This window comes from Candidatus Delongbacteria bacterium (assembly GCA_041675285.1).
Classification (GTDB): Bacteria; CAIWAD01; CAIWAD01; order CAIWAD01; family CAIWAD01; genus CAIWAD01.
Map to the genome: position 1 here is coordinate 73710 of JBAYTZ010000008.1, position 25754 is coordinate 99463.

General features: G+C 70.7%; 23 protein-coding genes. 17 read left to right on the forward strand and 6 right to left on the reverse strand.

From position 1 onward, the window contains the following. The first annotated feature begins 110 nt into the window (after window positions 1-110). On the forward strand, window positions 111-2633 hold the full coding sequence (locus tag WC326_09700) for a SpoIIE family protein phosphatase (GenBank protein MFA7331331.1): 2523 nt from the start codon (window positions 111-113) through the stop codon (window positions 2631-2633). On the opposite strand, the gene WC326_09705 is transcribed toward WC326_09700, so the two are convergent. Beyond that, the gene (locus WC326_09705; protein MFA7331332.1) at window positions 2626-3141 is read right to left on the reverse strand and encodes a DinB family protein; all 516 of its coding nucleotides are present in this window, start codon (window positions 3139-3141) and stop codon (window positions 2626-2628) included. The genes WC326_09700 and WC326_09705 overlap by 8 nt on opposite strands. 117 nt (window positions 3142-3258) lie before the next feature. On the opposite strand from WC326_09705, the gene WC326_09710 reads away from it, so the two are divergent. Further along, on the forward strand, window positions 3259-3657 hold the full coding sequence (locus WC326_09710; protein ID MFA7331333.1) for a c-type cytochrome: 399 nt from the start codon (window positions 3259-3261) through the stop codon (window positions 3655-3657). Between the two features lie 63 nt (window positions 3658-3720). Further along, window positions 3721-4935, forward strand: coding sequence for a hypothetical protein (locus tag WC326_09715; protein MFA7331334.1), 1215 nt, complete (start codon window positions 3721-3723; stop codon window positions 4933-4935). A gap of 18 nt (window positions 4936-4953) precedes the next feature. Here the strand turns inward: WC326_09715 and WC326_09720 are convergent, their stop codons facing one another. Then, window positions 4954-7257 carry a methyl-accepting chemotaxis protein gene (locus WC326_09720; protein ID MFA7331335.1) on the reverse strand — a complete coding sequence of 768 codons (2304 nt, stop codon included), beginning with the start codon at window positions 7255-7257 and terminating at the stop codon, window positions 4954-4956. 126 nt (window positions 7258-7383) lie between these two features. On the opposite strand from WC326_09720, the gene WC326_09725 reads away from it, so the two are divergent. The 6 genes from WC326_09725 (at window position 7384) to WC326_09750 (ending at window position 14835) form a co-directional block, all read left to right on the forward strand. Then, entirely contained in the window at window positions 7384-8820 is a 1437-nt protein-coding gene (locus tag WC326_09725) for an alpha/beta hydrolase-fold protein (GenBank protein ID MFA7331336.1), read from the forward strand. A gap of 217 nt (window positions 8821-9037) precedes the next feature. Further along, window positions 9038-10417 carry an MmgE/PrpD family protein gene (locus tag WC326_09730; GenBank protein MFA7331337.1) on the forward strand — a complete coding sequence of 460 codons (1380 nt, stop codon included), beginning with the start codon at window positions 9038-9040 and terminating at the stop codon, window positions 10415-10417. A gap of 177 nt (window positions 10418-10594) precedes the next feature. Continuing rightward, the gene (locus WC326_09735) at window positions 10595-11443 is read left to right on the forward strand and encodes an ABC transporter ATP-binding protein (protein ID MFA7331338.1); all 849 of its coding nucleotides are present in this window, start codon (window positions 10595-10597) and stop codon (window positions 11441-11443) included. Window position 11444: 1 nt separating this feature from the next. Then, complete coding sequence (locus WC326_09740; GenBank protein MFA7331339.1) at window positions 11445-12749, forward strand: ABC transporter permease; 1305 nt, start codon at window positions 11445-11447, stop codon at window positions 12747-12749. Beyond that, window positions 12746-13837, forward strand: a complete 1092-nt coding sequence (locus WC326_09745) for a tRNA pseudouridine(13) synthase TruD (GenBank protein MFA7331340.1) — start codon at window positions 12746-12748, stop codon at window positions 13835-13837. Before WC326_09740 ends, WC326_09745 begins: the two co-directional genes overlap by 4 nt. Further along, a complete protein-coding gene (locus WC326_09750; GenBank protein ID MFA7331341.1) occupies window positions 13834-14835 on the forward strand; it encodes an isoaspartyl peptidase/L-asparaginase in 1002 nt (333 codons plus the stop codon). Before WC326_09745 ends, WC326_09750 begins: the two co-directional genes overlap by 4 nt. Window positions 14836-15052: 217 nt before the next feature. On the opposite strand, the gene WC326_09755 is transcribed toward WC326_09750, so the two are convergent. Genes WC326_09755 through WC326_09765 form a run of 3 tightly spaced genes read right to left on the reverse strand, consistent with a single transcriptional unit; the run spans window position 15053 to window position 16543 of the window. Then, the gene (locus WC326_09755) at window positions 15053-15439 is read right to left on the reverse strand and encodes a co-chaperone GroES family protein (protein ID MFA7331342.1); all 387 of its coding nucleotides are present in this window, start codon (window positions 15437-15439) and stop codon (window positions 15053-15055) included. Between the two features lie 22 nt (window positions 15440-15461). After that, entirely contained in the window at window positions 15462-16028 is a 567-nt protein-coding gene (locus tag WC326_09760; GenBank protein ID MFA7331343.1) for a hypothetical protein, read from the reverse strand. After that, window positions 16025-16543 carry a hypothetical protein gene (locus WC326_09765; GenBank protein ID MFA7331344.1) on the reverse strand — a complete coding sequence of 173 codons (519 nt, stop codon included), beginning with the start codon at window positions 16541-16543 and terminating at the stop codon, window positions 16025-16027. Before WC326_09765 ends, WC326_09760 begins: the two co-directional genes overlap by 4 nt. A gap of 183 nt (window positions 16544-16726) precedes the next feature. Here WC326_09765 and WC326_09770 point away from each other — a divergent pair, with 183 nt between their 5' ends. The 7 genes from WC326_09770 to WC326_09800 are packed head-to-tail and all read left to right on the forward strand — an operon-like array spanning window position 16727 to window position 22820. Then, window positions 16727-17188: a SufE family protein gene (locus WC326_09770; protein MFA7331345.1), complete on the forward strand. Its 462-nt coding sequence runs from the start codon at window positions 16727-16729 to the stop codon at window positions 17186-17188. Next, window positions 17185-17982: a M55 family metallopeptidase gene (locus WC326_09775; GenBank protein ID MFA7331346.1), complete on the forward strand. Its 798-nt coding sequence runs from the start codon at window positions 17185-17187 to the stop codon at window positions 17980-17982. Before WC326_09770 ends, WC326_09775 begins: the two co-directional genes overlap by 4 nt. Continuing rightward, window positions 17982-18677: a phosphoribosylanthranilate isomerase gene (locus tag WC326_09780; protein ID MFA7331347.1), complete on the forward strand. Its 696-nt coding sequence runs from the start codon at window positions 17982-17984 to the stop codon at window positions 18675-18677. Before WC326_09775 ends, WC326_09780 begins: the two co-directional genes overlap by 1 nt. Window positions 18678-18687: 10 nt before the next feature. Further along, window positions 18688-19107, forward strand: coding sequence for a secondary thiamine-phosphate synthase enzyme YjbQ (locus tag WC326_09785; protein MFA7331348.1), 420 nt, complete (start codon window positions 18688-18690; stop codon window positions 19105-19107). Window position 19108: 1 nt separating this feature from the next. After that, window positions 19109-20440, forward strand: a complete 1332-nt coding sequence (locus tag WC326_09790; protein MFA7331349.1) for a glycosyltransferase — start codon at window positions 19109-19111, stop codon at window positions 20438-20440. After that, window positions 20437-21603 (forward strand): glycosyltransferase family 4 protein, encoded by a 1167-nt coding sequence (locus tag WC326_09795; GenBank protein MFA7331350.1) that lies wholly within the window; start codon window positions 20437-20439, stop codon window positions 21601-21603. Before WC326_09790 ends, WC326_09795 begins: the two co-directional genes overlap by 4 nt. After that, window positions 21600-22820 (forward strand): M23 family metallopeptidase, encoded by a 1221-nt coding sequence (locus WC326_09800; protein ID MFA7331351.1) that lies wholly within the window; start codon window positions 21600-21602, stop codon window positions 22818-22820. The genes WC326_09795 and WC326_09800 overlap by 4 nt, the downstream gene beginning before the upstream one ends. A gap of 119 nt (window positions 22821-22939) precedes the next feature. On the opposite strand, the gene WC326_09805 is transcribed toward WC326_09800, so the two are convergent. After that, window positions 22940-24772, reverse strand: coding sequence for a peptidylprolyl isomerase (locus WC326_09805; protein MFA7331352.1), 1833 nt, complete (start codon window positions 24770-24772; stop codon window positions 22940-22942). A 129-nt stretch (window positions 24773-24901) separates the two neighbouring features. Between WC326_09805 and WC326_09810 the strand changes: the two genes are divergently transcribed. Next, window positions 24902-25753, forward strand: a complete 852-nt coding sequence (locus tag WC326_09810) for a phosphatidate cytidylyltransferase (GenBank protein ID MFA7331353.1) — start codon at window positions 24902-24904, stop codon at window positions 25751-25753. The last annotated feature ends 1 nt before the right edge of the window (window position 25754 follow it).

Consider the following 25754-nt stretch of genomic DNA (forward strand, 5'->3'; position numbering starts at 1 on the left):
AGGCGATCTCCCGGGCGAGGTCCGCTTCCGCTTGTGTATTTTCCCGCACCCGAACCCGCTGCGCGGGCCACAGCGTGACCAACTCTCAATCCTGGTTCCGGAGACCGCCGATGTCCAAGCGCCTGTTCCACGGGCTCCTGTTCGCGTTGACCGGCCTGCTGCTGGCCTACATGGCCGTCTTCTTCACCCGCGAGGCCAGCAAGGTCGCGGCCTGGGCGGCCTCGGGCACGGTGCAGAGCAGCCTCCAGCAGCGGACGGACAGCCTGGCCATCTTCGAGCGGGTCACCACCGTGGACTTCCCCGCGCCCCCCGTCCCGCGCTCCGGGGACACCCTGCTGGCCCTCGAGGACAGCCTGCGCGACCTGCCCGCCATCCTGGCCCGGATCCACCAGCCCGCGGCGCCCGGGCGCGAGCTGCGCCTGAGTTGGCGCGGGGCGGACGGGATCCAGCAGGGCCGGCTGCGCACGCGGCCGGTGCCCGCGGGGGAGCTGGTCTCCTTCGTCGTGCTGCTGGTCCTGCGCACGTTGACGGCCTTCGCCTTCGCCCTGGTGGGGCTCTGGGCCCTCCGGCGGCGGCCGGATTCCCCCGGCGTGCGCGCCCTGCTGCTGTTTAGCCTGTCCATGGCCTCCTTCATGACCGTGGCCGTGGTGATGCTCAACGGCTCCTACGCGGCCTTCGAGATCCCAGGCCAGCGCTGGCTGCAGGCCGGCCTGGGCGTGCTGGCGATGGGCTTCAGCGCTTTCTGGCTGCACCTGCTGCTGCTCTTCCCCCGGCCCCTCTCGTGGTTCCGCGGCCGGCGCTGGCCCGTCTACCTGGTCTGCTACCTGCCCATGCTGCTGCAGGGCACGGCGCAGGTCCTGCCCGGCCAACCGGTCTGGTTGGGGCCCTGGATCTTCGCCGTGCTGGCCTTGCAAGTGCTGGGCGGCCTGCTGCGCCTGCTCTGGTGCGTGCGGCACGCGCGCAGCCCGCTGGAGCGGCGCCAGGGCGCGCTGGTGCTGATGGGCTCGGGCCCGGGGCTGGCCCTGCTGGCCGCGCTGATCCTGCTCTTCAACCTGCTTCCCGCCTGGACCGCGCGCTGGCCCCAGGCCGTGATCCTCTGGACCATCAGCCTGGTCCTGCTGACCGTGCTGCTCTCCCCCGTGTCCACGGCCTGGGCCTTCGGGCGCTACCGCCTGCTGGAGGTGGAGGGTCGCCTGCGGCGCGGCACGCGCTACGCCCTCTGGGCCGCGCTGCTGCTGGCCGTCCTGGTGGCCGGGCTGTTCTGCGCCGCCCAGCTGGTGCTGGGCTGGCTGCAGATCAGCGCGCGCGGCGCGGTCCTGCTGACGGCCCTGCTGCTGGCCCTGGCCGCCGTGCCTCTGCAACGCCGGCTGATGACGGCCCTGGAGGGCCGGGTCTTCCCCGAGCGCCAGCGCCTGCGCGACATGGTGCAGGGCTTCCACCAGCGGATCATCGCCATGCCCGACCGCGCCAGCCTTTGGCGGCACCTGGAGGAGCGCCTGCTGGAGGAGCTGGAGACGGGCTCCGTCGTCCCCGTGCTGCGCGAGGGCGCGGGAACCGTCTGCCCCTCCTGCGGCGAGGCCACGCCCTTTGCCGCCCAGTCGCCGCTCTTCACCCTGTTGGCCGACCTGGAGGCCCCGTTGCCGCTGGACGAACTGCTGGCCAGCCGGCGGCTGGAACTCGCCCCGGCGGAGGTGGAGTGGCTGCGCGCGCGGCAGACGGCCCTGCTGCTGCCTCTGCGGGTCTCGCGCGAGACGGCGGGCTTCCTGGCCGTGGGCGCCAAGCGCGACGGGGAGGACTTCAGCGGGGAGGAGCTGCGGGCCCTGTCCACGCTCAGCAGCCAGGTGGCCCTGGCCGCGGAGAATCTGCGCCTGCTGGAGGAGAACCTGGAGAAGCGCCGGCTGGACGAGCAACTGGCCATGGCGCGGCGCATCCAGCAGCGCTTCCTGCCTTCGGACCTGCCCGCCACGCCCGGGCTGGAGGTGATGGCGCGCAGCCTGTTCTGCCTGGAGGTGGCCGGCGACTACTACGACGTGGTGCCCCTGCCGGACGGGCGCACCGTGCTGGCCGTGGGCGACGTCTCGGGCAAGGGCGCCGGGGCGGCCATGCTGATGGCCAACCTGCAGGCCTCGCTGCGCACGTCCATCCGGGGCGGCGGCCGGTTGGAGGAGATCGTCGAGGGCATCAACCAGCTGATCTGTGCCAACACCGAGGACGAGCAGTTCATCACCTTTTTCGTCGGCGTCTTCGACCCGCGCTCCGGCCGCTTCTTCTATGTCAACGCGGGCCACAACCCGCCCCTGGTGATCCGCCGGGCGGGCGGCCTGGAGCGGCTGGACTCCACCGGCCTGCTGCTGGGCGTGCTGCCGGAGGCCGAGTACGGGCGCGGCGAGCTGGAGCTGCGGACGGGCGACCTGCTGCTGCTCTACACCGACGGCGTGAGCGAGGCCCTGGACATGGGCGAGGAGGAGTTCGGCGAGGCGCGGCTGGCGGAGCTGGCGCGGCGCCACGACGAATGCACGCCGGGCGAGCTGGTAGGCCTGATCGAGCGCGAGGTGGTCCGCTTCCAGGGGCGCGAGGGCTTCGCCGACGACTTCACGCTGCTGGTGGGCCGGGTGGGCGAACGGGTCAGCTGAGCGGGCCGGCGTAGTCCGGGGAATAGGGCGCGCAGTCCCGGGCCAGCCGCTGCAGCTGCAGGCGCGCGATCTGCCGCACGTGCAGCAGGTCGTGGGCCACCCAGGCCGCCAGCAGATCGCCGGCGCGCAGGGAAAACCCAGCGGGATGCGCGTGGGCGCGCCCCCAGTCCGGCTCCCGCAGCCCATGCAACCAGGCCAGGGAATCCTCGCGTTCGCGCAGGAAGGCCTCCAGCACCGCGTCCAGCTCGCGCTCCTGGTAGGCGCGGGCGTGCACCCAACCCTGGGGATCGATGGGCGGCCACTCCCGGTCGGGCTGATGCAGGGTCAGGTCCAGGCGCAGGCGGAAGTCCTCGCGCTCCTCATCCAGCAGATGGGCGGTCACTTCCAGCAGGGACCAGCTCTCCGCCCCGGGCCGCCAGCGCGCGGCCTCCGGCGGGGTGTCCAGCAGCAGGTCGCGGATCAAGCGGGCCTGGCCTTCCAGTTGGCTGATGAGGGTCTCGGCGTTCATGCGGTCCTCCCCGGTTTGCCGCGAAAGATGGCATTCGGCGGTCCGGGGTCGGGACGGCGGACAGGCCGTTATTTCTACCTTGCGCGCAGTCTATTGTTCAACAACGTGAGGATCCTGATGAAGAACATGCTGTCCCTGGGAGCCTGCCTGGGCGTCCTGTTCATGCTGGGCTGCGGCGGCGGCGACAAGCCCGCCGAGACCACGGCCCCCGCGGTGGCTCCCGCCGGTCCCGCCTATCCGGTGGACCTGGCCAACGGCAAGCTGGTCTACGACAAGGCCTGCTTCGCCTGCCACATGACCGGCGTCTCCGGCGCCGCGCCCCTGACGGACAAGGTCCGCTGGGAGACCCAGGCCGCCAAGGGCATGCCCACCCTGATCAAGCACGTCACCGAGGGCTTCACCGGCACCTTCGGGACCCTGCCCGCCAAGGGCACGTGCATGGACTGCCAGGAAAAGGACCTCTACGACGCCATCCACTACATGCTGAGCCAAGCCGGCGTGCAGCCCAAGTATTGAGATCGCGGGCGCGACCCGCGGATGTCCGGCGGATGTCCGGCGGGTCGCGCCCTGATTCCACCCATGAACATTTTCTCCCCGGACAGCCAGGAGCGCCTGGACGCCTCGCGGCGCCGCTTTCGCGAGCGGCAGACCCAGGTGCGCAGCCTGGACGAGTATTCGCAGGCCCTGTTGATCCACGTCAACGAGGTCGCCGTCGCCCTGCGTCCCATGGGGGATCCACCCCGGGGCCGGGTGTTCCGCATCGGCCTGGCCTTCGTCAGCGAGGACGGCCTGGTGGTGCCCGTGCCCTTCCAGCGCGCCCGGCCGGGTTCGCTGTTCATCGACCAGTTCCACGTGATGCCCCTGCGCGCCACCAGTCTGGGACCCCTGCTGGAGCGGCGGCGCGGGGATCGCATCGACGACCTGGCGGCCCACTTGGAACAGCGGGGCGTCTCCCTGTCCACCCAGGTGGCGCTGCGCGAGGGCGTGCGCTCCAACGTGCGCCTGCCCTGGTTCAGCCTGGACCGCCGCGGCATCCTCTGGTTCTCGGCGGACACGCCGCGCTTCTTCGACGACCGGCTCTTCGCCTACCTGGAGAGTCTGGTGCCCGAGGTGGAGTTGCAGCTGCGCCTGCTGGACATGCTCGAGCCGCTGCTGCCCGCGCTGGGAGAGTGGCCGCTGCCGCTGGAGCGCTCCGCGCCCGGCCTGCAGCGGCTGCGCCAGTTGCTGGACGTGGAGGAGAATCCCCTGCCCGGGCGGGTGGCGCTGGAGTGGCATCCGCCCCGGGACGAGGGCGCCCGGCTGATCAACCTCTGGCGCGTGGGTCAGGACCGCGTGCTGCTCTGCGCCCTGGAGTGCGAGGGAGAGTCGGAGGCCGCCCTGCGCCTGCTGCTCACCCTGCGCGGCTGGCTGCTGCAACAGGCCGCCGCCGCCCGGCATCCGGCCCGCGTGCTCGAGGCCGTTGAGTTGCGGCTGCGCGAGGCTAGGCGCGAGGGCGCACTGCCCCAGCCCGCTGTGGTGCGCTCCCTCGGGCTGGCCCTGGTGCATCCGGACCCCCAGGGCGGCCGCGGTCACGCGGACCTGGTCTGCGCGGGCGAGGGCCGGTTGTGGCTGGAACAGGACGGGCAGGCCCGGCGCATTCCCGCCGACGGCCTGCCGCTGGGCGAGGCCCAGGGCCGGCACGCCACCGTGGAAACGCTGGCCCCCGGGCTGGCGCTGCTGGCGGAGCAGGGCGGTCGTCCGTCGAACACCCTGCGTCCAGAGCAGCTGCGCCTGCGGCTGGCGCTCAAGGCCTGACGCCGGACCGCACCACGCTCAGTACTTGAACTGCGCCACCTGGCCCGTCAGGGCCTGGGCCAGCTTGGCCAGCTGGGCGGCGGAGTCGAAGGTGTCGTCGGCGCCCTTGCCCGTGGCCGCCGTCCCGTTCATCACGCTCTCGATGGCCCGCGCGGCCTGGGACGTGTCGCCGGCCACGTGGCCGATCTGCCGGCTGAGTTCGCGCGTGGTGGCCGACTGCTCCTCGATGGCGCCGGCGATGCTGCCCTGCAGGTCGCGGATCCGGGTCACCACCTCCAGGATGTGGCCGATCTCGTCCACGGTGCGCGTGGTGTCGTGCTGGATGGCGTCGATCATCCGCCGGATGTCCTCCGTGGCCCGCGAGGTCCCGGCCGCCAACTCCTTCACTTCCCCCGCCACCACGGCGAAACCCTTGCCCGCCTCCCCGGCCCGCGCCGCCTCGATGGTGGCGTTCAGGGCCAGCAGATTGGTCTGCTTGGCGATGCTGTCGATCACCTGGATCACGGCCCCGATCTTCTGGCTGGATTCGTCCAGGGTCTGGATGGCCTGCCCGGCCTGATCGGCGGACTGCACGGCTTCGCCGGCCACGTGGGCGGCCTGCCGCGAGGACTGGGCGATCTCCTCGATGGTGGCGGACATCTCCTCGGTGGCGGCCGCCATGGTCTGCATGCCGCCGTCCACCTGGGCCAGGTTGGCCGTGGCGCCCTGGGCCTGGTGGCGCGTGTCGCCCGAGACCTGCCGCAGCTGTCCGGCGATCCGCTCCAGGCCCTCCGCCGACTGGCCCAGCTCGGCCGAGTTGCTGGCCAGGCCGCCCATCAGCTGCCGCAGCGAGCCCAGCGCCCGGTTGAAGCCTTCGATCAGGCGGCCCAACTCGTCGTCCCGCTCCTGAACCACGTGGACCGTCAGGTCGCCGGCGGCGAAGCGGTTGGTGGCCTCCAACAGATGCTCCACGTTGCGCCCCAGATAGGCGCGCTGGTCCTCCAACAGGCCCAGGTTGTCGCGGATGGCGCGGATCATGCCCAGGAAGCCCTCCGAGAGCAGGGCCAGCTCCGAGTACTCGCGCATCTCGCGGGCCTCCAGCGCTTCGTCCTGATTCAGGTCCCCGGCCATGGCGCTCTGGGTGATCTCGGTCAGACGGTGCAGGGGCGCCGTGAGACGCCGGCCCTGGCTGCGGGCCTGCCAGGCCGCCAAGCCGAAGGTCAGGCCGCCGATGGCCGCCACCCAGAGCAGGGTGATCAGCAGTTGGGATTTCAGGCGCTGGAGGGGACTCATGAAGTCATCCTCCCAGCAACTGGCGCCGATGACCCAGTCCCAGGGCTCGAAGTAGACCACGCTGGCCACCTTGGGCGCCGTCCGTCCGCTCACCGTGTCCGTCCACAGGTAGCGCACCTGGACGAATTCGCCCTTGGCGGCCTTGGCCCGGCTGACCATGTCGCGGATGACTTCCTTGCCTTCGGCGTCCTTGGCCTTGAGGATCGACTCGCCGTCGCGCTTGCCCTTCTGCGAGATGATGTAGACGCCTTCCTGCTCGCCCGAGCCGCCCAGCACGAAGACGTAGCCCGTGCGGCCCACCACGATGTCCAGGATCCCCTGGCGCAGGGCGGGCAGAGCCTCCTGCAGGATGCCCACGTAGAGCATGCCTGTCACGCGGCCCGCGGCGTCCTTGAGCGGCGAGTAGGCCGTGATGTACCAGGCGTCCACCACGAAGGCCCGGCCGCGATACTCCTCGCCGTTAAGGATCCGCTCCAGCACGGGGTTGGGCTGGCCGTCCGGCTGGATGGCCGGGATGTAGGTGCCGATGGCCCGGTTGCCGTCCTTCCTCTTGACGGTGGTGGCCACGCGCAGCATGTCGCCCTGCTCGTTCATGCGCTGGAACAGGGTCACCGTCCCGCCCACGGCCTGGGTGACCTCGTCCACCAGCGGCGTCGGCTGCTCAAAGGAGGAATTGGGCGCCAGGACCTGGCCGCCGATGCGCAGCGCGGGCAGATTGGCGCTGCCCTTTTCCTTGCTGAGCTGGTTTTCCGCCGGCCAGCTCACGCTGCCGCCCGCCGGGCCGAAGCCGCGGGCGCTCAGGGTCTGGCGGGCCACCAGCAGGTTGGCCTCCACCTGGCGCCGGATCAATTCGTCCGACGTCCGGCAGGTCTGCAGGATGCCGTAGTCGATGTGGTTCAGTTCGGTTTCCAGCTGGGCACGCAAGTCGGAGCCGATGGCCCGGCCCACGCTCTGCTCGCGCCACCAGATGGTGACGAGAATCATCAGGACGGGCACCAGGGCGCAGAGCACGGCCAGGCGGATGATTCGTTGATGGATGCTGCGAGCCATGACACCTCCTGGGGGGGAAGGAAGGGTGATAGGGTTTCAAATTGAATCATCGTCAGAATAAACTCTCGACTTGAGGCCCGCCCGGGGAATTGGCTCCTTGAATCCAGCACCAATCAAGGACTTGCCATGAAGCACCTCACCTTACTCCTGCTCTGCCTGCTGTTCTGGGCCCCCCTGCGCGCCCAGGGCTTCGCCGAGTTCCTGACGGATCTGCTGGGGCGTCCCGTGGGCGAGCGCCAGGCTGTGGTGGACAGCCTGTTCGCCCACCTGCCTGGCGGCGAGACACCGATCCGCGAGGCCGACGGGGCCTGGTTCATCTGGCGGGGCACGGCCTCCAGCCTGGCCGTGGCGGGAGACATGACGGGCTGGTCGCCCAACCTGAGCCTGACTCTGATCGCGGGCACCAACTTGTGGGAGCGGCATTTCCTCTGCGAGGCCGATGCACGGCTGGACTACAAGCTGGTGCGCAACGGCTCGGAGTGGATCCTGGATCCGCTGAACCCGCACACCTGCTCGGGCGGTTTCGGCCCCAACAGCGAGCTGGCCATGCCCGAGTACGTGCAGCCGCAAGAGATCCAGAACCTGGGCCTGCCCAATGGCACGCTGGTCAGCTGGCCGGCCTTCTACAGCCCGCAGCTGAACAACACGCGCACGATCCAGATCCTGCTGCCGCCCGGCTACCAGGAAGGCCAGGCGCGGCCCGTCTGCGTGGTCCACGACGGCTCGGAGTACCTCACGCTGGGCTCCCTGCGCAATGTGGTGGCCTGGCTGGCGGACCAGCACCCCAACCTGGAGCTGCCGATCTTCGTCTGCGTGCCGCCCGTCAACCGCACGGCCGAGTACCACACCACCCAGCAGGACCTGTTCGCGCACTTCATCGTGGACACGGTGCTGCCGGCGGTGCGCGCCCAGTGGGCCACCTACGACGATCCGGCGCGCTGGATCAGCCTGGGCGCCTCCGACGGCGGCAACATCTCCACTTATCTGCTGGGCCACTTTCCCGCCGCCTTCGGCCGGGGCGTGCTGATGAGCCCCTACATCCCAGCCGCCAACCGTCAGGCCCTGGCCCAGTTGAGCCCCGACAGCCTGCGCGTCTATCTGAACTGGGGCAGCTACGACATCGAGGACATCATCCAGACCTCCGAGCCCTGCGTGGCCCTGCTGGAGGAGCGCGGCGTGCCGCACCTGGCGCGCCTGTATCACGAGGGTCACAGCTGGGGCCTCTGGCGCGCCACCCTGGACGAGGGCCTGCTCTACATCCTGGAGGCGGACACGGCCGTGCCGCCGGCCCTGCCGCCGGCGGAGCGGGGCGCGGGTCCGGAGCGCCTGGAGCTGCGCGCCTGGCCCAATCCTTTCAATTCCCAGGTCCAGCTCGAGCTGCCGCCCGGCCCGGGCCGCACGCGCCTGCGCATCTTCGACTCGGCCGGCCGCCTGTGCGAGGAGCACGACGCGGGCGGCGGCCGCTTCATCTGGGAGGCCGACGCTCTGCCCAGCGGGCGCTATTGGGTGGAAGGCGTGCGGGCGGGCCGGCGGGCCCTGACTTCGGTGACGCTGCTGCGCTGAGAGACTCACCACCGAGTCTCAGAGACACAGAGTCAGACGTGGAACGCGGGCCCAGCTCAAATCACAGCCTTGTCCTGCTGAGTCTCCGTGCCTCCGTGCCTCCGTGGTTGGATTACACTGACTAGCCAAACCCTGCTCGACGAATGAGGGCGCCTCGTCCTTGCTACCTTGAGCGCCGGATTCCCGACCCGTGCGAACCCAAGTTTCGAGGAGCCCCATGACCAGCTTTTCCCGCCAGATGGCGCAATTCGTGCTCGGCCTCCGCTATGAGGAGATTCCCGCCGACGTTCTGCTGAAGGCCCGCCACTTCCTCTACGACTCCATCGGTTGCGCCTACGGCAGCGTGCACACGCGAGACGTGAGCGCCCTGCGGGGCCTCTACACGGAGCTGGGCGGCAAGCCCGAGGCCACGCTGATCGGGTTCGGCGAGCGCCTGCCGGCCATCAGCGCCAGCCTGGTGAACAGCCTGATGATCCGCGCGCTGGACTTCAACGATATCTACTGGAAGGAGGACCCCAGCCATCCCTCCGACCTCATTCCGGCGGCCCTGGCGGCGGGGGAGCTGGCGGGCCGCAGCATGAAGGACGTGCTGCTGGCCATCCTGGTGGCCTACGAGTTCGAGATGCGCCTTTGCCTCTTCGCCACGCCCGGCGTGCGCGAGCGCGGCTGGCATCACGCCACGCTGACCCAGTTCGTCAGCCCGCTGGTGGCCGGCCTGCTGCTGGGGCTGAACGAAGACCAGCTGGTGCACGCCATCGGCATCGCCGGCTGCCACAGCCACACCATCGGCTGCCCCACGGCGGGCAAGCTGACCATGATGAAGAACACGGTGGATCCGCTGGCCGTGCAGGCCGGCGTGCAGGCGGCCCTGTTGGCCCAGCGCGGCTACACGGGCACCGAGGCGGTCTTCGAAGGCAAGGAGGGCTTCCAGCACTGCTTCGGGCCGGGTTGGGACGAGGACGCCCTGCTGGGCTCGCTGCCGGGGACACCGGGCGGCCGGCCCTGGAAGATCCTCGAGTGCGGCATGAAGGCCTTCCCGACGGAGGCGCTCACCCACACCCACCTCTCGGCCACGCTCAAGGCCATGAAGAAGGGCGGCTTTGCCTGGCAGGACGTGGAGAAGGTCACGGTGACCACCATCGCCCGGGCCTGCGACATCCTGTTCGACCCGCACAAATACCGGCCGGAGAGCCGTGAGACGGCGGATCACAGCCTGCCCTACTGCGTCGCCGCGGCCATCGTGGACGGCAAGATCAGCACGGCCAGTTTCAGCGACGAGAAGATCCACGACCCGGCCATCCGCGAGGTCATCGACCGGATCCAGGGCGAGGCTTCGCTGGAGTTTGAGCAGATGTTCCCGGCCAAGCAGCCCAGCCGCGTGCGGATCCGCAGCAAGAGCGGCGTGGAGGTGGAGGAGTACCTGGAGTACCCCAAGGGCGATCCGCGCGAGCCCATGACCCAGGAGGACCTGGACGCCAAGTTCGACGGCCTGGCGGCGGCCAAGCTGGACGAGGCGGGCCGCGCCCGGGTCAAGCAGGCGATCTACGGCTGTGACACGCTGAGCGCCCGCGAGTTCCTGGACGCTCTGCGCTTCTAAAGCAAACCAATTTCACCACGAAGAGCGGGAGGCGGGCAGAAGCACACGAAGAGTTTGATTGGATCCACTGTTCCAGGTGGGACGAGTTGACTCCGTTTTCTCCTTCCCGATCTTCGTTTTTCTTCGTGGGCTTCGTGGTGAGTCCGGACCGGACACGGCAACAGGCAGAGGAGGAGTGTGGACGAGCTGCTGATGGTGGAAGGGCTCCACTTCTCCTATGGCGAGCGCCGGGCCGTGGACGGGTTGTCCCTGGAGCTGCGGCCGGGCGAGATCCTGGGCCTGCTGGGGCCCAACGGCGCCGGCAAGAGCACGCTGATGGCCCTGCTCTGCGGCCTGCTGCTTCCCGCCGCCGGGCGCGTCCGCGTGCTGGGTGGCGATCCCTGCGACCCGCGCATCCGGGCCCGGCTGGGCCTGGCCCCTCAGGAACTGGCCCTCTATGACGAGCTGAGTGCCCGGGAGAACCTGGACTTCTTCGGGCGCATCCAGGGACTGCGGGGCACGCGCCTGAGCGGGCGCTGCGCGGCCGTGCTGGAGGAGACGGGTCTGGCGGGCCGGGCCAGGGACCGGGTGGGGACCTTCTCCGGCGGCATGAAGCGCCGACTCAACCTGGCCGTGGCCTTGTTGCACGAGCCCGCGCTGCTGCTGCTGGACGAGGCCACGGCGGGCGTGGATCCCCAATCGCGCCTGGCGCTCTTCGAATTGGTGGAGAACCAGCGCGCGGCCGGGCGCGGCGTGCTCTACGCCACGCACTACATGGAGGAAGCCCAGCGCCTCTGCGACCGGGTGGCCATTGTGGATCAGGGCCGACTGCTGGCCTTGGACACGGTGCCCGCCCTGCTGGCCGCCCACGGCTCCTCGCAGCTGGAGGCCGTGCGGGGTTCCGAGACCCTCCACGTGGAAACCCGGGATCCGCTGGCGGATCTGGCGCGCCTGCAGGCCGCCGGTCCGCTGGACTCCTTCACCCTGCGGCAACCCGACCTGGAGCAGGTCTTTCTGCGGCTCACCGGTCGTCATTTGAGGGATTGAGATGGGCACCATCCTCGCGATTTGCCTCAAGGATCTCCGCCTGCTGCTCCGCGATCGCGCCGGGCTGTTCTTCACCTTCGCCTTTCCCCTGCTCTACGCGCTGTTCTTCGGCTTCGTCTTCTCGGGTGGTGGAGACGAGAGTGAGCGACGGATCCCCCTGCGGCTGGTGGACCTGGACTCCAGCGCCGCCTCGGCGGCCTTCCTGGACAGCGTGGCGGCCCGGCCCGGTCTGAACGCCGTACGGGACAGCCTGGCGGGCGCGGAAGCCGCCGTGCGCCGGGGTCGGGCCACGGCCGCCCTGATCGTGCAACCCGGCTTCGGAGCCCGCGGCGAGCGGCTGTTCGGCGGGGAGCCGCCGGCCGTGGAGCTGTTGCACGATCCAGCCCGCCAGGCCGAAGTCGCCCTATTGCAGGGCGTGTTGATGGAACAGGCCTTCAAGGGCCTGGAGCAGCGCTTTTCCACCCCGCGCTCCTTCCTGCCCCAGGTGCGGGCCTGGAGCGACAGCCTGGCCCGGCCGCCGGCCGCGCGGCCCGAGCTGGACTACCTGCGACGCTGGACGGGCGAACTGGGCCGCTTCCTGGAGAGCCGTGCCGTGGCTGAATCCCTGGCTGCGGTCCAGGCGGGCACGGCGGACCAGGGCGGCGGCTTCCTGCAGGGCTGGGAGCCCTTGCGGGTGACGGCGCGCGAGCTGGTGGCCGAGCGCTCGGGTCCGCAGTCCTCCTTCGAGATCTCCTTTCCCCAGGGCCTTTTGTGGGGCATCATCAGCGTGGCGGCCTCGTTTGGCATCTCGCTGGTGGTGGAGCGCAAGGAAGGCACGCTGCGGCGGCTGCGTGCCGCACCCCTCAAGCGCCGCCAGATCCTGGCCGGCAAGGCGCTGGCCTGTTTCCTGACCATCCTGGCACTGGTGCTGCTGCTCATGCTCATCGGCCGGCCCTTCGGCGTGGCGGCGGAGCGCCCGCTGCTGCTGGTGGCGGCCGGACTGGCCACGGCCTTCGCCTTCACCGGGCTGATGCTGCTGATCTCCGTGCTGGGGCGCAGCGAGCGCGCGGTGAGCGGACTGGGCTGGTCGCTGCTGACCGTGCTGGCCATGCTGGGCGGCGGGATGGTGCCGCTCTTCTTCATGCCGGAGTGGATGCGCACCCTGGGCACGGTCAGCCCGGTGAAGTGGTCGATCCTGGCCCTGGAGGGCGCCCTGTGGCGTGGCTTCGGCTGGACCGAACTGCTGCCGGTCTGCGGCATTCTGCTGGCCTTCGGCGCGGGCTGCGCGCTCGTCGGTCTCAAGGCCTTCCGCTGGAGTGACACATGAACGATGCCTGGCTGGAGCGGCGCGAGGAGATCCTGAACCCGGCCCCGCTGTTGGAGCTGCCGCGCCCGGCGGGTGTGATCCGCAGCCTGCCGGAGGACTTCCAGGTGACGGAGATTCCCGCCTACCCACCCGACGGTGGCGAGGGCCACCTCTTCCTGGAACTGACCAAGCGGGGCTGGAACACGGACACGGCCCTGCAGGAGGTGGCCCGGCAGCTGGGCCTGCCGCGGGGCGAGATCGGCGTGGCGGGGCAGAAGGACCGGCACGCCCTCACCCGGCAGTGGATCAGCCTGCCGGCTGCCGCGGGCCCGCGGCTGGAGCGCTTCGCCCACGCCGACCTGCAACTGGGCCCGCCCCACCCCCACAGCCACAAGCTGCGGCGCGGTCACTTGAAGGCCAATCGCTTTCGCATCGTCGTGCGCGAGCTGGACGCCCCGCCGGAGTCGGCCCTGAACGCCGTGCGGGCCTCGTCCGCCGCGCTGCTGGCCCAGGGTGGGATGGGTCACCTCTTCGGTCCCCAACGCTTCGGCTGGCAGGGGCGCAACGTGGAGATCGGCCTGCGCCTGCTGGCCCAGCCGCGCCGCATCCGGCCGGGCGACTTCGCGCTCTCCGCGCTGCAGAGCGCGCTGTTCAATCTCTACTGGCTGCTGCGCCACGAGCGCGGGCTGCTGGATACGGTGCTGGCGGGGGACATCCTGCAGAAGACCGCGACGGGCGGCCTGTTCTACAGCGACGACCCGGCGGCGGACCAGGCGCGGCTGGCGGCCGGCGAGCTGCGGCTTACCGGACCCATCTTCGGCGCCGATCGGCTGACCCCGCCGCCGAGCAGTCCGGCCGCCGCGCTGGAGGACGAGGCCCTGGCGGCCTTTGGAACGCCGCGCGAGCTCTGGGTCTCGCTGGGCAAGCGCGCGCCGGGGACCCGACGGGCGTTGCGCACTCTGCCGGAGGGTCTGGAGCTGGGCGTGGACGGGCCGAGCCTCGGGCTGGAGTTCACGCTGGAATCCGGCGCCTTCGCCACCCGCCTGCTCAGCGAACTGGTGGACTGGCGCGAGGCGGAGTCCCGCCCGCACGCACAGGAGGAAACATGAAGCTGCAGGCCGTGACAGCGGCCGCCGGACCGCTGCTGGTGGTGCACGGCGGGGCCGGTCCCTTGCGGGCGGATCTCAGCCGGCCGGAGTCCCTGACGGGCCGCCAGGACGGACTGCGCCAAGCGTTGGCGGCGGGCTGGCGCGTGCTGGCCGCCGGCGGATCGGCGCTGGACGCCGTGCAGGCAGCCGTGGAGGCGCTGGAGGACCATCCGCTCTACAACGCCGGCCGGGGCAGTGTCCTGAGCTCACAGGGCGTGGTGGAGATGGACGCCGCGCTGATGGACGGCCGGGACCTGCGCGCCGGGGCGCTCTGCGGCGCGCGCCGGCTGCGCAACCCCATCCGGGCGGCCCGCCGGCTGCTGGAGGAGGGGCGCGTCTTCAGCGAGGCCCGGGCCGTGGAGGACTGGCTGGCGGCGCGCGGCCTGGTGCTGCAGGATCCGGACTGGTTCCGGACGGAGGAGCGGGCGGCGCAACTGGCAGCGGCTCAAGCGGGCGGCCATGTCCTGCTGGATCACGCCGGCGCGGCGGCCCCGGCGCGGGACGACGATGCCGGCACCGTGGGCGCGGCGGCCCGCGACGCCGCCGGCGACCTGGCGGCGGCCACCTCCACGGGCGGGATGACCAACAAGCCCGCCGGCCGGATCGGCGACAGCCCGGTGATCGGCGCCGGCACCTACGCGGACAATCGCTCCCTGGCGGTCTCGGCCACGGGCGTGGGGGAGGCCTTCATCCGCACGGTCTTCGCCCACGAACTGGAGGCCCGGGTGCGCCTGGGCGGCCAGTCGCTGGAGGAGGCTGTGAGCGCGGCCCTGGAGCGCGTGGCGGAAGTGGGCGGCGAGGGCGGCTGCGTGAGCGTGGGGCGGGACGGAGCGGCGCTGGCCTTCAACAGCCAGGGCATGTACCGGGCCTGGGTGGATCCCGCCGCGGGGCGCTGGGGGCTGGCGATCTTCGGGGAGGACGAACTGCAGGGCGGGCCGCTGGCTGACCTGCTTGTCTGATCTCTCGCAAGGGGCAGACGCGTTGGACACGAAGGACACGAAGGAGCACGAAGCAAGGGAAGTTTGAAGACGGAAGCTGGAAGATGGATGTGGTAGTCACCTGTCCTGCTGCCAGCGCGTGCAGTCGGGCATTGAGCGGGGTATCTCTCCCTTCAAATCCAGCTCATTCTTCGTGCCCTTCTCCTGTCTTCGTGGACTTCGTGTCACTTCCTAAAACTCACTCCCCGAGCAGCTCGTCCAGCGGGATGCGGTTCTCGTCGCGCTCCACCAGCAGGATGCCCGCCAGGGGCACGATCAGATAGCGCCGGTTGCGGTAGCTGAGTTCGATGGCCGCCTTCTTCAGGTAGAGCGCGTAGTCCCCCACCTCCACCTCCAGCGGCAGATGGCGCGGCCGGCGGATTTCGGCCCGCCAGGGTTCGTCGGCGCTCTCCGGGTCGGGCATGGGTGTGCCCGGCCCCACGGCCACCACCGTGCCGCCCTGCACGCTGTCCTTCTCGCTGACGCTGGGTGGCAAGTAGAGCCCGGCCCCCGAGCGTTGCTGGCCGGCGTCGGGCAGGATCAGGACGCGATCGCCGATGATCCGCAGGTGTTCCAGCTGAGACATGGGCTCCTCCCGGCGCGGGACTTCAGTTCTTGGGCGGCGCGCGCAGCAACGGCGGAATCTGGGCCTCCCGGCGCTGGCTCTCCACGGCCAGCTTGGCCCGCAGGAAGACCTGCACGTCGCGGCCCACGGCGCTGAACACCGCGGCGCCGCGGTCCTGGATCAGTGTGTTGCTGGACTGCAGCTGGGTCAGCAGGCGCCGGACGGGCTCCGCGCGGAAGGTGCGGGTCAGCTCGCGGATCTCCTGGGTCGTGAAGGCGGCGGCCAGCGGGGCGGAGACCAGCTCCTGCAGCTGGCGCACCTCGGTCTGGTGCTGGTCGAAGGCGGCCTTGACCACGGCCTCCAGGTGCGGCTCGGCCGAGCGGGCCAGGCTGCTGTCCTGGGCGCGCAGCCCGCCGCGCACGCGCTCGAGCATGGTGCGCTCCATCTCCGTCCGCGAGTAGCCCATCCCCACCTCGTCCAGCAGGATCTGGATCTCGGCCAGCCGCAGGCTGTCGGACAAGACGGGGGCGGGCGTCCGGGCGGCCGCGGCGGCGCCGACCCACAAGAGCAGCAGCAGACCGGCCAGGGCCGGTGCCGTCCGCGGGCTCATTCTTCTTCTCCCGCGGCTTCCAGATAGGGTGCCAGGGCATCGCCCATCAGGCGCTCCACGTCGCCCTGGAGGCCGGTGTAGAAGAGGTCGCCCGCCGACTGCACCAGGCTGTCCGGCAATTCCAGCACCTGGAAAAGCCGTTGGACGGGTTCGCGCGTGAACAACTCGCTCAGTTGGCGGATCTCCGCGCCGCTGAAGTGCTCGGCCAGCACGCGGGCCCGCTGCCCCTGGAATTCCGTCCACTCGGGCTCGTGGAGGCGGAAGGCTTCGCCCACCAGCGAGTCCAGGTTGACCATGGTCTGCACCCAGAAGCGCAGGCCGGGATCGGCGTCGTTCAGCGAGGACTCGATGTTCTGCCGGATGGATTCCTCCAGCTCCGGACGGGACAGGCCCAGGCGGAGCTGGTCCAGCAGGCGCAGGACATCGCCCGGGGCCGGCGGATCCGCTGGTGAGGCGGGACGGGGACTGGCCAGCAGGGCCAGGACGAGCAGGGGACAGGCCAGCAGTCGATGCATCGAGGACTCCACGATTTGGCTGGGCGGACAGGCCCCGTCCCCCCAGGGCGGCAGGGGCCTGAATCGCTTCGAATATAGCTCCGCCGGGCTGGCCGCCGTCAGAGGCACGAATCCTCTCGACGAACCAGGCCCGACGGATCACCGGTCCGACAACTGGCTTGGGAAGCGGCGTGGGCAGGGGCCATGCCTTATCTTGGCCGCGTCAAGCAGGGGAGCGCCATGGACGAGCGGCAGCGACTCATCGTCGAAGAATTTCAGGGCCTGGCGAGCTGGGAGGAGCGCTACGAACGGCTCATCCGGCTGGGCGGCGCCCTGCCCGCCCTGCCCGCCGAGCAGCGCACGGAGGCCTTCAAGGTCCGGGGCTGCCAGTCCCAGGTCTGGCTGCACGCCCGGCTGGAGGAGGGGCGCGTGCGGCTGGCGGCGGACAGCGACGCGCTGATTGTCAAGGGCCTGGTGGCGCTGCTGCTGCGGGTCTACGACGACCGCACGCCGGCGGAGATCCTGGCCACGCCGCCGGACTTCGTGGCGGCGCTGGGCATGCGCGAGCACCTTTCGCCCACCCGCTCCAACGGCCTGGCGGCCATGCTCAAGCAGATCCGCCTCTACGCCACGGCGCTGCAATTCAGCCAGGGGGCCGGAGCATGAGAGTCTACCTCAGCGTGGACATCGAGGGCGTGACCGGCGCCCAGCACTGGGACGAGACGGAACTGGGCAAGGAGGGCTACGCGCGCCTGCGCGACCGGATGGCCCAGGAGGCCGTCACGGTGGCCCGGGCGGCCCTGGCGGCGGGCGCGCGCGAAGTCTTCGTGCAGGACGCCCACGACACCGGCCGCAACTTGCGTCCGGAGGAGTTCCCCCGCGGCTGCCGGCTGATCCGCGGCTGGAGCGGGGATCCGCGCGGCATGGTGCAGGAGCTGGATCCCTCCTTCGCCGCCCTGCTTGTGGTGGGATGGCACAGTGCCGCGGGCTCCGGAGGCGCGCCGCTCTGCCACAGCATGTCGACGCGTTTCACGGGCCTCAGGCTCAACGGCCGCCCGGCCTCGGAACTGACCCTGGCCACGCTGGCGGCGGCCGAGCTGGGCGTGCCGCTGGCGCTGGCCTCCGGCGATCTGGCGCTCTGCGAGGAGGCCCGAGCCTGGCTGCCCGGCCTGCGCACGGTGCCCACCCAGGAGGGGCGCGGCGACTCGGTGCTCTGCCAGGACGCGGAGCGGGTGCTGGAGCAGCTGGCCCTGCAGACCGCGGCCGCGCTGGAAGACCTGGACCACGCCCGATTGCCTGAGTTGTCGCCGTCCTACGTGTTGGAGCTGGACTATCGCTCAATCTCCGACGCCCGGCGCAACTCCTACTACCCGGGCATGGAGCAGACCGGCCCGCTGAGCCTGCGGCTGGCCTGCCCCACGCTGCGCGAGGTGGGCCGCGCCCTGGGCTTCGTGGGTTGATGAAAGGCTGGATCCAAGTGGCCGGGATCCGCGACGCGGCGGAGGCGCGCCTCTGCCGGGAGGCGGGGGCGGACCTGCTGGGCTTCCCCTTTCGCCTGCCCGTGCACCGCGAGGACCTGAGCGAGGCCGCGGCGGCCGGCCTGATCGCCGAGCTGGGGCTGGGTTCGCGCGCCGTGCTGATCACCTACCTGGAGCGCGCGGAGGCCATCGCCGAACTGGCGGATTTCCTCGGCACCGGCTGGGTCCAGCTGCACGGGGCCATTTCCCCAGCGGAGTTGCGCGCCCTGCGCGCCCGGCGCCCGCAGCTGCGGCTGATCCGCAGCCTGGTGATCCGCGGCGGCGACGCCGCCGGGCCGCTGGCGACCCTGCAGGCCTGCGAGCCCTGGGTGAACGCCTTCCTCACGGACAGCCACGATCCGCTGAGCGGCGCGGACGGCGCCACGGGCCGCGTGCACGACTGGAGCGTGAGCCGCCAGCTGCGCGCGGCCACCACTCGACCCCTGATCCTGGCGGGCGGCCTGCGCCCCGCCAACGTGGCCGCGGCCATTCGGGCGGTGGGGCCGGCGGCCGTGGACGCCCACACGGGGTTGGAGGACGCGAGCGGTGCCAAGGATCCGGCGCGACTGGCCGCCTTTGTCGCCGCGGCCCGCCGGGCCTTCCGCAAGCAGGACGAACCATCGGGATCGGCGAACTGAGGAGAGCCGCGTGAAGAGCCACCGCCAGGAACTGAGCTTCACCACGCCCAGTCGCCGGGCCTTTCTCAACATCACGCCCCAGGTACTGCAGGCGCTGGCCGCCAGCGGGATCCGCGAGGGCCTGTTGCTGGTCAACGCCATGCACATCACGGCCAGCGTGTTCATCAACGACGACGAGCCCGGCCTGCACCAGGACTACGAGCGCTGGCTGGAGCAGCTGGCCCCGCACGAACCGGTCGGGCGTTACGCGCACAACCGGACGGGCGAGGACAACGGCGACGCGCACCTCAAGCGCCAGGTCATGGGCCGCGAGGTGGTGGTGGCCGTGACGGGCGGACGCTTGGACTTCGGCCCCTGGGAGCAGATCTTCTACGGCGAGTTCGACGGCCGCCGGCCCAAGCGGGTCCTCATCAAGATCATCGGGGAGTGACGTGCGCATCCTGGCCCTGACGCACACCTATCCGCGCTTCGCCGGGGACACCAACGGCCCTTTCGTGCGCTTCCTGCTGGACGAGCTGGCGGCGCGCGGGCACACGGTGCGCGTGCTCACGGCCTGGGACCCGGACTTCGACCCCGCCGAGCTGGAGACGGACACCGACGCGGCCGGCCGGCCCCGGGCGCGGCTGCGGACCTACCGCTACGCGCCGCTGGAGTCCTGGCACGTGCTGGGCTACTCGCGGACCATCCGCGCGGACGTGAAGCTCAAGGCGCGCATGCTGGCCCTGAGCCCGCTGCTGCTGGCTGCCGGCGCGCGGGCGCTGGAGCGCGAGGCCCGGGACTTCCGGCCGGATCTCCTGCACGCCCACTGGTTCCTGCCCAACGCCTTCATCGCCGCCCGCGCCGCCCGGCGACTGGGACTGCCACTGGTCTCCACCCTGCACGGCAGCGACGTGTTCGTGGCCGAGAAGGGCTTTCCCTTCTCGTGGATGAGTGCCCGGGCCGTGCGCGCCACCTCGCGACTGACCTCGTGCTCGCCCGAGTTGCGGGACCGGATCTGCGCCCTGGGCCTGGCCCGGGAGCGCAGCCACGTGATTCCCTACGCGGCCGACCCGGGCCTGCTGGAGCGCCAGGCGGACCCCGCCGCCGTGGCCGCCCTGCGCGCGCGTCTGCTGGACGGCGCGGAAGGGCCGCTGGTGATCGCGCTGGGGCGGCTGGTCTGGAAGAAGGGCTTCCACGTGCTGCTGGACGCGCTGCCGCCGCTGAAGGCCGAATTCCCCGGCCTACGCGTGGCCATCGCCGGCGAGGGCGACCTGGAGGGCGAGCTCAAGGCCCAGGCCCGGGAGCGCGGTCTGCAGTCGCTGGTCTGCTTCCCCGGCCGGCTGGGCCGGGAGGAGATCGCGCCCTTCATGGAGGCGGGCGACCTGTTCGTGATGCCCAGCGTGCACGACCAGGCGGGCAATGTGGACGGGCTGCCCAACGTGATCCTCGAGGCCATGGCCGCCCGGCGGGCGGTGGTGGCCAGCGACGTGGCGGGCATTCCCCTGGCCGTGCGCCACGGCGAGACCGGCCTGTTGGCCGCGCCCAAGGACCCCCGCGCGCTGCGTCAGGCCCTGCGCGAGGCGCTGGCGGATCCCGTGCGCCTTAGCGCCTGGGGCGAGGCCGGTCGCCGGCGGGTGGAACTCGAGCTCAACTGGCCGGCGGTGGCCGCCCGCTACGAAGAGGTCTTCCGGCTGGCCCTGGCGGAGCCCCGCCCGGACGGCGGGCGGCCGGATGGACGAACAGCGCCGCAGACGCCGGCCGCGGGTCGCGGGGTGCCGGAGTGAAACTCTGCCTGATCCAGCAGCACCCCGTCGACGAGCAGCGCATCCCGGCCGCCATCCTGCGCTGGGTGATCCTCCACGACCGCCTGCGCCGGCGCGGCCACGAGGTGCTGAGCATTGGCCCCAACACGCGCTGGCGCTTCGAGACGCGGGTTTTCCGCGGAGCCACCCAGTACCTGGTGCCCGGGCCGGGGACCGGCCTCAAGTCGCTGGACATGCTGGCCTTCGCCCTGCTGCTGGTGCCGACCATCCTGCGCGTGCGGCGCTGCGAGCGGCCCGACGCCTGGTTCGTGGACGAGTTGTTCGTGGCCTTCGGCCTGCTGGCCCTGCGCCTGCGGCACCCGCGCGAGGCCGTGCTCTACGACGTGATGGGCGTCCACTACCACCAGGTGCGCAAGCACAACAAGAGCCCCTGGCGCCACCTGCCGCTGGCCTGGACCTACGGGCTGCTCGAGCATCTCACGCTCTGGGCCAGCACGCTGGTCAGCACGGTCAACGACGCCCACCGCGAGCTGCTGGAGGGTTGGACGCGCCGTCCCGTGCGCGTGGTGCGCGACGCCGCGGAATTCGAGGGCTCGGAGCCGGTGCGGCTGCCGGCCAAGGCGCCGGAGGAGATCTGGCTGACCTTCGTGGGCAAGATCTCCAATCGCCGCTTGGACGATCTCTACCAGATTCTGCCCGGACTGCTGGCCGAGGAGCCGCGCCTGCGCTTCGTGGTGCTGGGGAACGGACCGTTTTTCAAGCGCTACGTGGACTGGACCGCCAGGCTCAGCCTGGCGGACCGGGTCCACTTCGCCGACTTCGTCCCCCACGCCCAGCTGCCCGCCTGGCTGCGCCAAAGCGACATCACCTACAGCGACGACTGGTCGGACATCGGCTTCCCCATGAAGGTCTTCGAGTACATGGCCCTGGAGCGCGCCATCCTGGTGGAGGACACACCCGCCGTGCGCGAAGTGATGCGCGACGGCGAGAACTGCCTGCTCTACCACGGGCTGGACGGACTGCACGCGGGCATCCTGCGCCTGGCCCGCGACCCGGAGCTGCGCGCGCGCCTGGGCCGCACGGCCGGCGAGGAGGCCCGTCGTCTCCACGGCTGGGAGAGTCGGCTGGACCAGTTCGAGGCCTTGTTCCACGAGGCCCGCCAGCGGGCCGGCGGCCCGCGGTGAAGCTGCTGCTCCGGCCCTTCCGCGTCGCCGTGCTCGCCGCCCTGACCGGGCTGACGGCCCTCTGGCCGCACACGGCCCATGAACCGCCCCCGCCCATCCCCGACTGGCTGCCCGTGGCCCGGGAGGACGTGCGTCCGGGCGACACGCTGGAGAGCCTGGTCCGGCGCTTCAGCCTGCCCGCCGAGTTGGTGCCGCGGATGGCCGAGGCCTGCCGGGGCGTGGTGGACCTGCGCCAGATCCGCCCCGGCGATCCTGTCCTGCTGGTGCGGCGCAGCGTGGGCGACACCCTGCGCCTGGTGCACTATTCCAACCCCGAGCAGTGCCTGGTGTTGACCCTGCCGCTGGCCCAGCGCGGGGATTCCCTGCACGAACTGGCCGGGGAGTGCGTGGCCCGGGTGGAGCGCCTGCAGGCCAGCACGCGTCGGGTGGAGCGCCGCGGACGGGTGGACGCCACGCTCTACGACGCCATGGTGGGCGCGGGCGGGAGTCCCCAGCTGGCGCTCTCTTTCACCGACATCTTCCAGTGGGACGTGGACTTCCTGACGGACATCCACGGCGACGAAAGCTTCTGGCTGGTGGTGGAGGAGCGCCGGCTGGCGCGTCCCTATCTCGGGGACAGCGTGACGGTGGAGGGGCGGATCCTGGCGGCCAGTTTCCAGACCGCGGGCCCGTCGGGCCGGTTGATCCAGGCTCTCTGGCACGGGGGCTGCGGCCAGCCCGGCTACTACGACAGCCAGGGCCGAAGCTTCCAGAAGCAGTTCCTCAAGAGCCCGCTCAACTACCGGCGGATCAGCAGCCAGTTCGGGATGCGCAGCCACCCCGTCCTGCGCCGCGTGCGCATGCACACGGGCATCGACTACAGCGCGCCCCACGGCACGCCCGTGGTGGCCGCGGCGGCGGGCGTGGTCACCGCGGCGGGCTGGGAACGCGGCTACGGCAAGGTGGTGCGCGTCCGCCACGACCGGAAGCGCAGCACGGTCTACGGCCACCTGTCCAGCTTCGCCGAAGGCGTGCGCAAGGGCGCGCGCGTGGACCAGAACCAGCTCATCGGCCGGGTGGGCGCCACGGGTCTGGCCACGGGGCCCCATCTGCACTACGAGTACCTGGAGAACGGCCGCAGCCTGGATCCCGGACGGGCGATCAGCGAGCCGGGGAAACCCGTGCCGTCGGGCTGTCTGGACGAGTATCTGGCGGCTTTCCGGAAGTGGTTCCCCTGAGAGCCAGCGGGGCCGCAGCCGGAATCAGACCTCCGGTCTGCCGGCAGTCAGGCCATCGCAGCAAAGAAAAGGGCCCCGGCATTCCACCGGGGCCCTGGCGTTTTGGCTGAGCGAGCGGATCAGTAGTCGAAGCCGAACTTGGCGCGCTGGTCCTGGATGACCGCCTGCTCCTTGGCCCACCCCGACCACTGCCCGTAGAGTGCGCTCTTCTGCTGCTGCAGGGCCTCGGCGCGCTTGGCGGGCAGTTCGGCCTGCAACTGGGCCAGCAACTGCTGGGCGTCGTCGCGGGCGGTGGGTTGGATCACGTAGACGCCGCGCTCCCCGGCCAGGGGCGCCGACAGGCTGCCCACGGGGGTGCGGAAGAGCGTGCTGGTGAAGGCCAGATCCCGGCCCACCATGCCCGGCACGAACTGCGTGGCGCGCAGCGGCGTGGCCAGGTTGGTGAACTGGGCGCCCGCCGGCAGGGCCATGGTGCTGTCCAGCGAAGTGGGTTTGGCGGAGGCCAGCCAGTCCTGGACGGCCTTGAGGGCCAGGACCTTTTGCTTCTCCTTGCGCACGGCGTTCTGGATCTCCACCCGGCGCTCCTTGAGCGTCTCGTGTCCCTTGGGCATGATGCTCTTGACGCGGACCACGAACCAGCCGCCGTTCTCGGAGTAGACCGGCTGGATCACTTCGCCCTGCTGGGCCTGGAAGACCAGGTCCGCCGCCCGCTGGCTGCGGCCCACACCGGGGACCATACCCTTCTGGGTGAAGGGACGCCCCGTCTGGATCTTCAGCTGGCGCTCGGCGCACAGCACCTCGAAGTCGTGCTTGCCGCTCTGCATGTCCTCGTAGAGGGCCTCGGCCTTGGCGCGCAGGTCGCCGTGGGTCATAGAGCTGGGCTCCACCTTGATCAGGATATGCTGGACCTGCACCTGCTCTTCCTTGACGCCCGCGCCGTTGTCGCGCGTCTCACGGCCGTTCACCTTTAGCAGGTGGAGGCCGAAGGCCGTCTTCACTGGACCCACCACGGCGCCCACGGGCGCACCGAAAGCGGCGGCCTCGAACTCGGGCACCATCCGGCCGCGTCCGAACCAGCCCAAATCCCCGCCCCGGTCGGCGTTGGACTCGTCCATGCTGTAGATGCGGGCCAGATCCTCGAAGGCGTCGCCCTTCTCAAGCTGCTTGCGCACGTAATCCATCTGGTCCACGGCGTCGGCGCTGTCCTCGGCGCTGGGCACCACGGGCAGCTGCACGTATTCGATCTCGCGCCGCTCCTCGGCCTCGTAGTCCTTCAGGTGGTCCTTGTACCAGGCTTCCAGCTCGGCTTCGCTGATCTGGGTGGAGTCCACCGGGAAGGTGCCGTAGGGCAGGATCACGTACCGGCCCTGGGCGGTCTGGTTGCCCGAGACGTGCTCGTTGATCAGGGCGGCGTCGCTCACCAGTGCGCAGGCCATCAACCGGCTGCGCAGCTTTTCGATGGGCAGGGACTGGCGGATCTGGTCCTCCATCTGCATCAGCCAACCCTTGAGGTTCTCGCTGCGCAGCATGTCGTGCCACTTGGTGGTGTCGAACACGCCGTTGCTGAGGAAGGTGGTGTCCTGGGTGACGAAGGCCGGCGGCATGTAGAGGATGCGGTCCGAGATTTCGCGGTCCGAGAAGCCGTAGCCCAGGGTAGTGGCCAACTGGCGCTCCAAGGTCAGGCTGACCAGGTCGTTCCAGCTTTGCCGACGGGCCTGGAGCACCATCTGGGTGCTGGCCTGGTCCCCCTGGCCCTGCAGACGGTTGTTCACCAACCGCTCGTATTCCTGCAGCTCCACGTTGGTGTCGTTGATGGTGGCGATCAGATCCTTGTCTTCGCCGCTGAGCGTGTCGAAACCGCCCATGCCCCAACTGAACACGATGGTGCCCACGAAGGCGAGGATCAGAATCCACAAGACGACATGCGTATTGTCGCGGAGTGTCCGCATCATAAAGCCAGTTCTCCCGAAAGTGTGAGCACTCATCTTATGGCTTTCCCGGGCCGAATTCAAGGCGGGAAACGGATTCAGGCCGCTTGCCGGGCCGGGGCGGCGCAAGTATTTGTCCATTACCTTGTGCCCATGGCACTCTCCGAACTGCAGACCCGCGTCCTCACCGCGCTGGCGGGGATCCCCGTGTTGCTGGCCGTCTTCTGGCTGGGCGGCCCCGTGCTCTCCTGCGCCGTGCTGGTGATCTGCCTGCTGGCCTTCCGGGAACTCAATTCCCTCTACCAGGCCAAGGGTGTGGGGCACAGCTGGTGGCTGGTGCTGGCCTATGTGGTGCTGGCCCCCCTGACGGCCGGCCTGCCGCACTCGGTGGATCGGCATCTGACCCGGGGCGGCGTGGATTTCCTCCACTTCTGGGGTGGCCTGACCTTCATCTGGCTGCTGATCCTCCTCCTGCGCGAGATGTTCTCCCGCCGGGAGGAGGTGCTGGCGAGCATCGGCGCCTCCGTGCTGATCGGCCTGCTCAGCACGTTGCCCTTCGTCCCGCTGGTGGCCCTGGACCGCCAACTCTCGCCCGGGACGCGTTCCGCCGTGATGCTCGGGTTGCTGCTCTGCACCTGGGCCACCGACACATTTGCCTATTTCGGCGGCCGGCTCTTCGGCCGCCACAAGCTCTTCGAGCGCGCCTCGCCCAAGAAGACCGTGGAGGGCTTCCTCTGCGGGCTGGCGGGTTCGTTGGCCGTAGGCGCGGGCAGCGGCCTGCTTTGTCCCCAGGGCCGGCTGGGCCAGGGCCTGCTCATCGGCGCGCTGGTGGGCCTGCTGGGGCCGGCGGGCGACCTGCTGGAGTCGCGGCTCAAGCGCGACGCCGGCGTCAAGGACAGCGCGCGCATGCTGCCCGGGCACGGCGGGGTCCTGGACCGCTTCGACACCTGGATTTTCGCCGCGCCCGCGCTCTACCTGGTGGCCTGGTTGGGATGGCTGCGGTGAG

Excerpts from the sequence above, each read along its gene's own strand:
- WC326_09740 (MFA7331339.1), top strand. The coding sequence starts at position 11,445 with ATGGGCACCATCCTCGCGATTTGCCTCAAGGATCTCCGCCTGCTGCTC.
- WC326_09715 (MFA7331334.1), top strand. The coding sequence starts at position 3,721 with ATGAACATTTTCTCCCCGGACAGCCAGGAGCGCCTGGACGCCTCGCGG.
- WC326_09810 (MFA7331353.1), top strand. The coding sequence starts at position 24,902 with ATGGCACTCTCCGAACTGCAGACCCGCGTCCTCACCGCGCTGGCGGGG.
- WC326_09775 (MFA7331346.1), top strand. The coding sequence starts at position 17,185 with ATGAGAGTCTACCTCAGCGTGGACATCGAGGGCGTGACCGGCGCCCAG.
- WC326_09705 (MFA7331332.1), bottom strand. The coding sequence starts at position 3,141 with ATGAACGCCGAGACCCTCATCAGCCAACTGGAAGGCCAGGCCCGCTTG.
- WC326_09755 (MFA7331342.1), bottom strand. The coding sequence starts at position 15,439 with ATGTCTCAGCTGGAACACCTGCGGATCATCGGCGATCGCGTCCTGATC.
- WC326_09750 (MFA7331341.1), top strand. The coding sequence starts at position 13,834 with ATGAAGCTGCAGGCCGTGACAGCGGCCGCCGGACCGCTGCTGGTGGTG.
- WC326_09765 (MFA7331344.1), bottom strand. The coding sequence starts at position 16,543 with ATGCATCGACTGCTGGCCTGTCCCCTGCTCGTCCTGGCCCTGCTGGCC.
- WC326_09745 (MFA7331340.1), top strand. The coding sequence starts at position 12,746 with ATGAACGATGCCTGGCTGGAGCGGCGCGAGGAGATCCTGAACCCGGCC.
- WC326_09805 (MFA7331352.1), bottom strand. The coding sequence starts at position 24,772 with ATGATGCGGACACTCCGCGACAATACGCATGTCGTCTTGTGGATTCTG.
- WC326_09780 (MFA7331347.1), top strand. The coding sequence starts at position 17,982 with ATGAAAGGCTGGATCCAAGTGGCCGGGATCCGCGACGCGGCGGAGGCG.
- WC326_09760 (MFA7331343.1), bottom strand. The coding sequence starts at position 16,028 with ATGAGCCCGCGGACGGCACCGGCCCTGGCCGGTCTGCTGCTGCTCTTG.
- WC326_09700 (MFA7331331.1), top strand. The coding sequence starts at position 111 with ATGTCCAAGCGCCTGTTCCACGGGCTCCTGTTCGCGTTGACCGGCCTG.
- WC326_09725 (MFA7331336.1), top strand. The coding sequence starts at position 7,384 with ATGAAGCACCTCACCTTACTCCTGCTCTGCCTGCTGTTCTGGGCCCCC.
- WC326_09730 (MFA7331337.1), top strand. The coding sequence starts at position 9,038 with ATGACCAGCTTTTCCCGCCAGATGGCGCAATTCGTGCTCGGCCTCCGC.
- WC326_09710 (MFA7331333.1), top strand. The coding sequence starts at position 3,259 with ATGAAGAACATGCTGTCCCTGGGAGCCTGCCTGGGCGTCCTGTTCATG.
- WC326_09720 (MFA7331335.1), bottom strand. The coding sequence starts at position 7,257 with ATGGCTCGCAGCATCCATCAACGAATCATCCGCCTGGCCGTGCTCTGC.
- WC326_09770 (MFA7331345.1), top strand. The coding sequence starts at position 16,727 with ATGCCTTATCTTGGCCGCGTCAAGCAGGGGAGCGCCATGGACGAGCGG.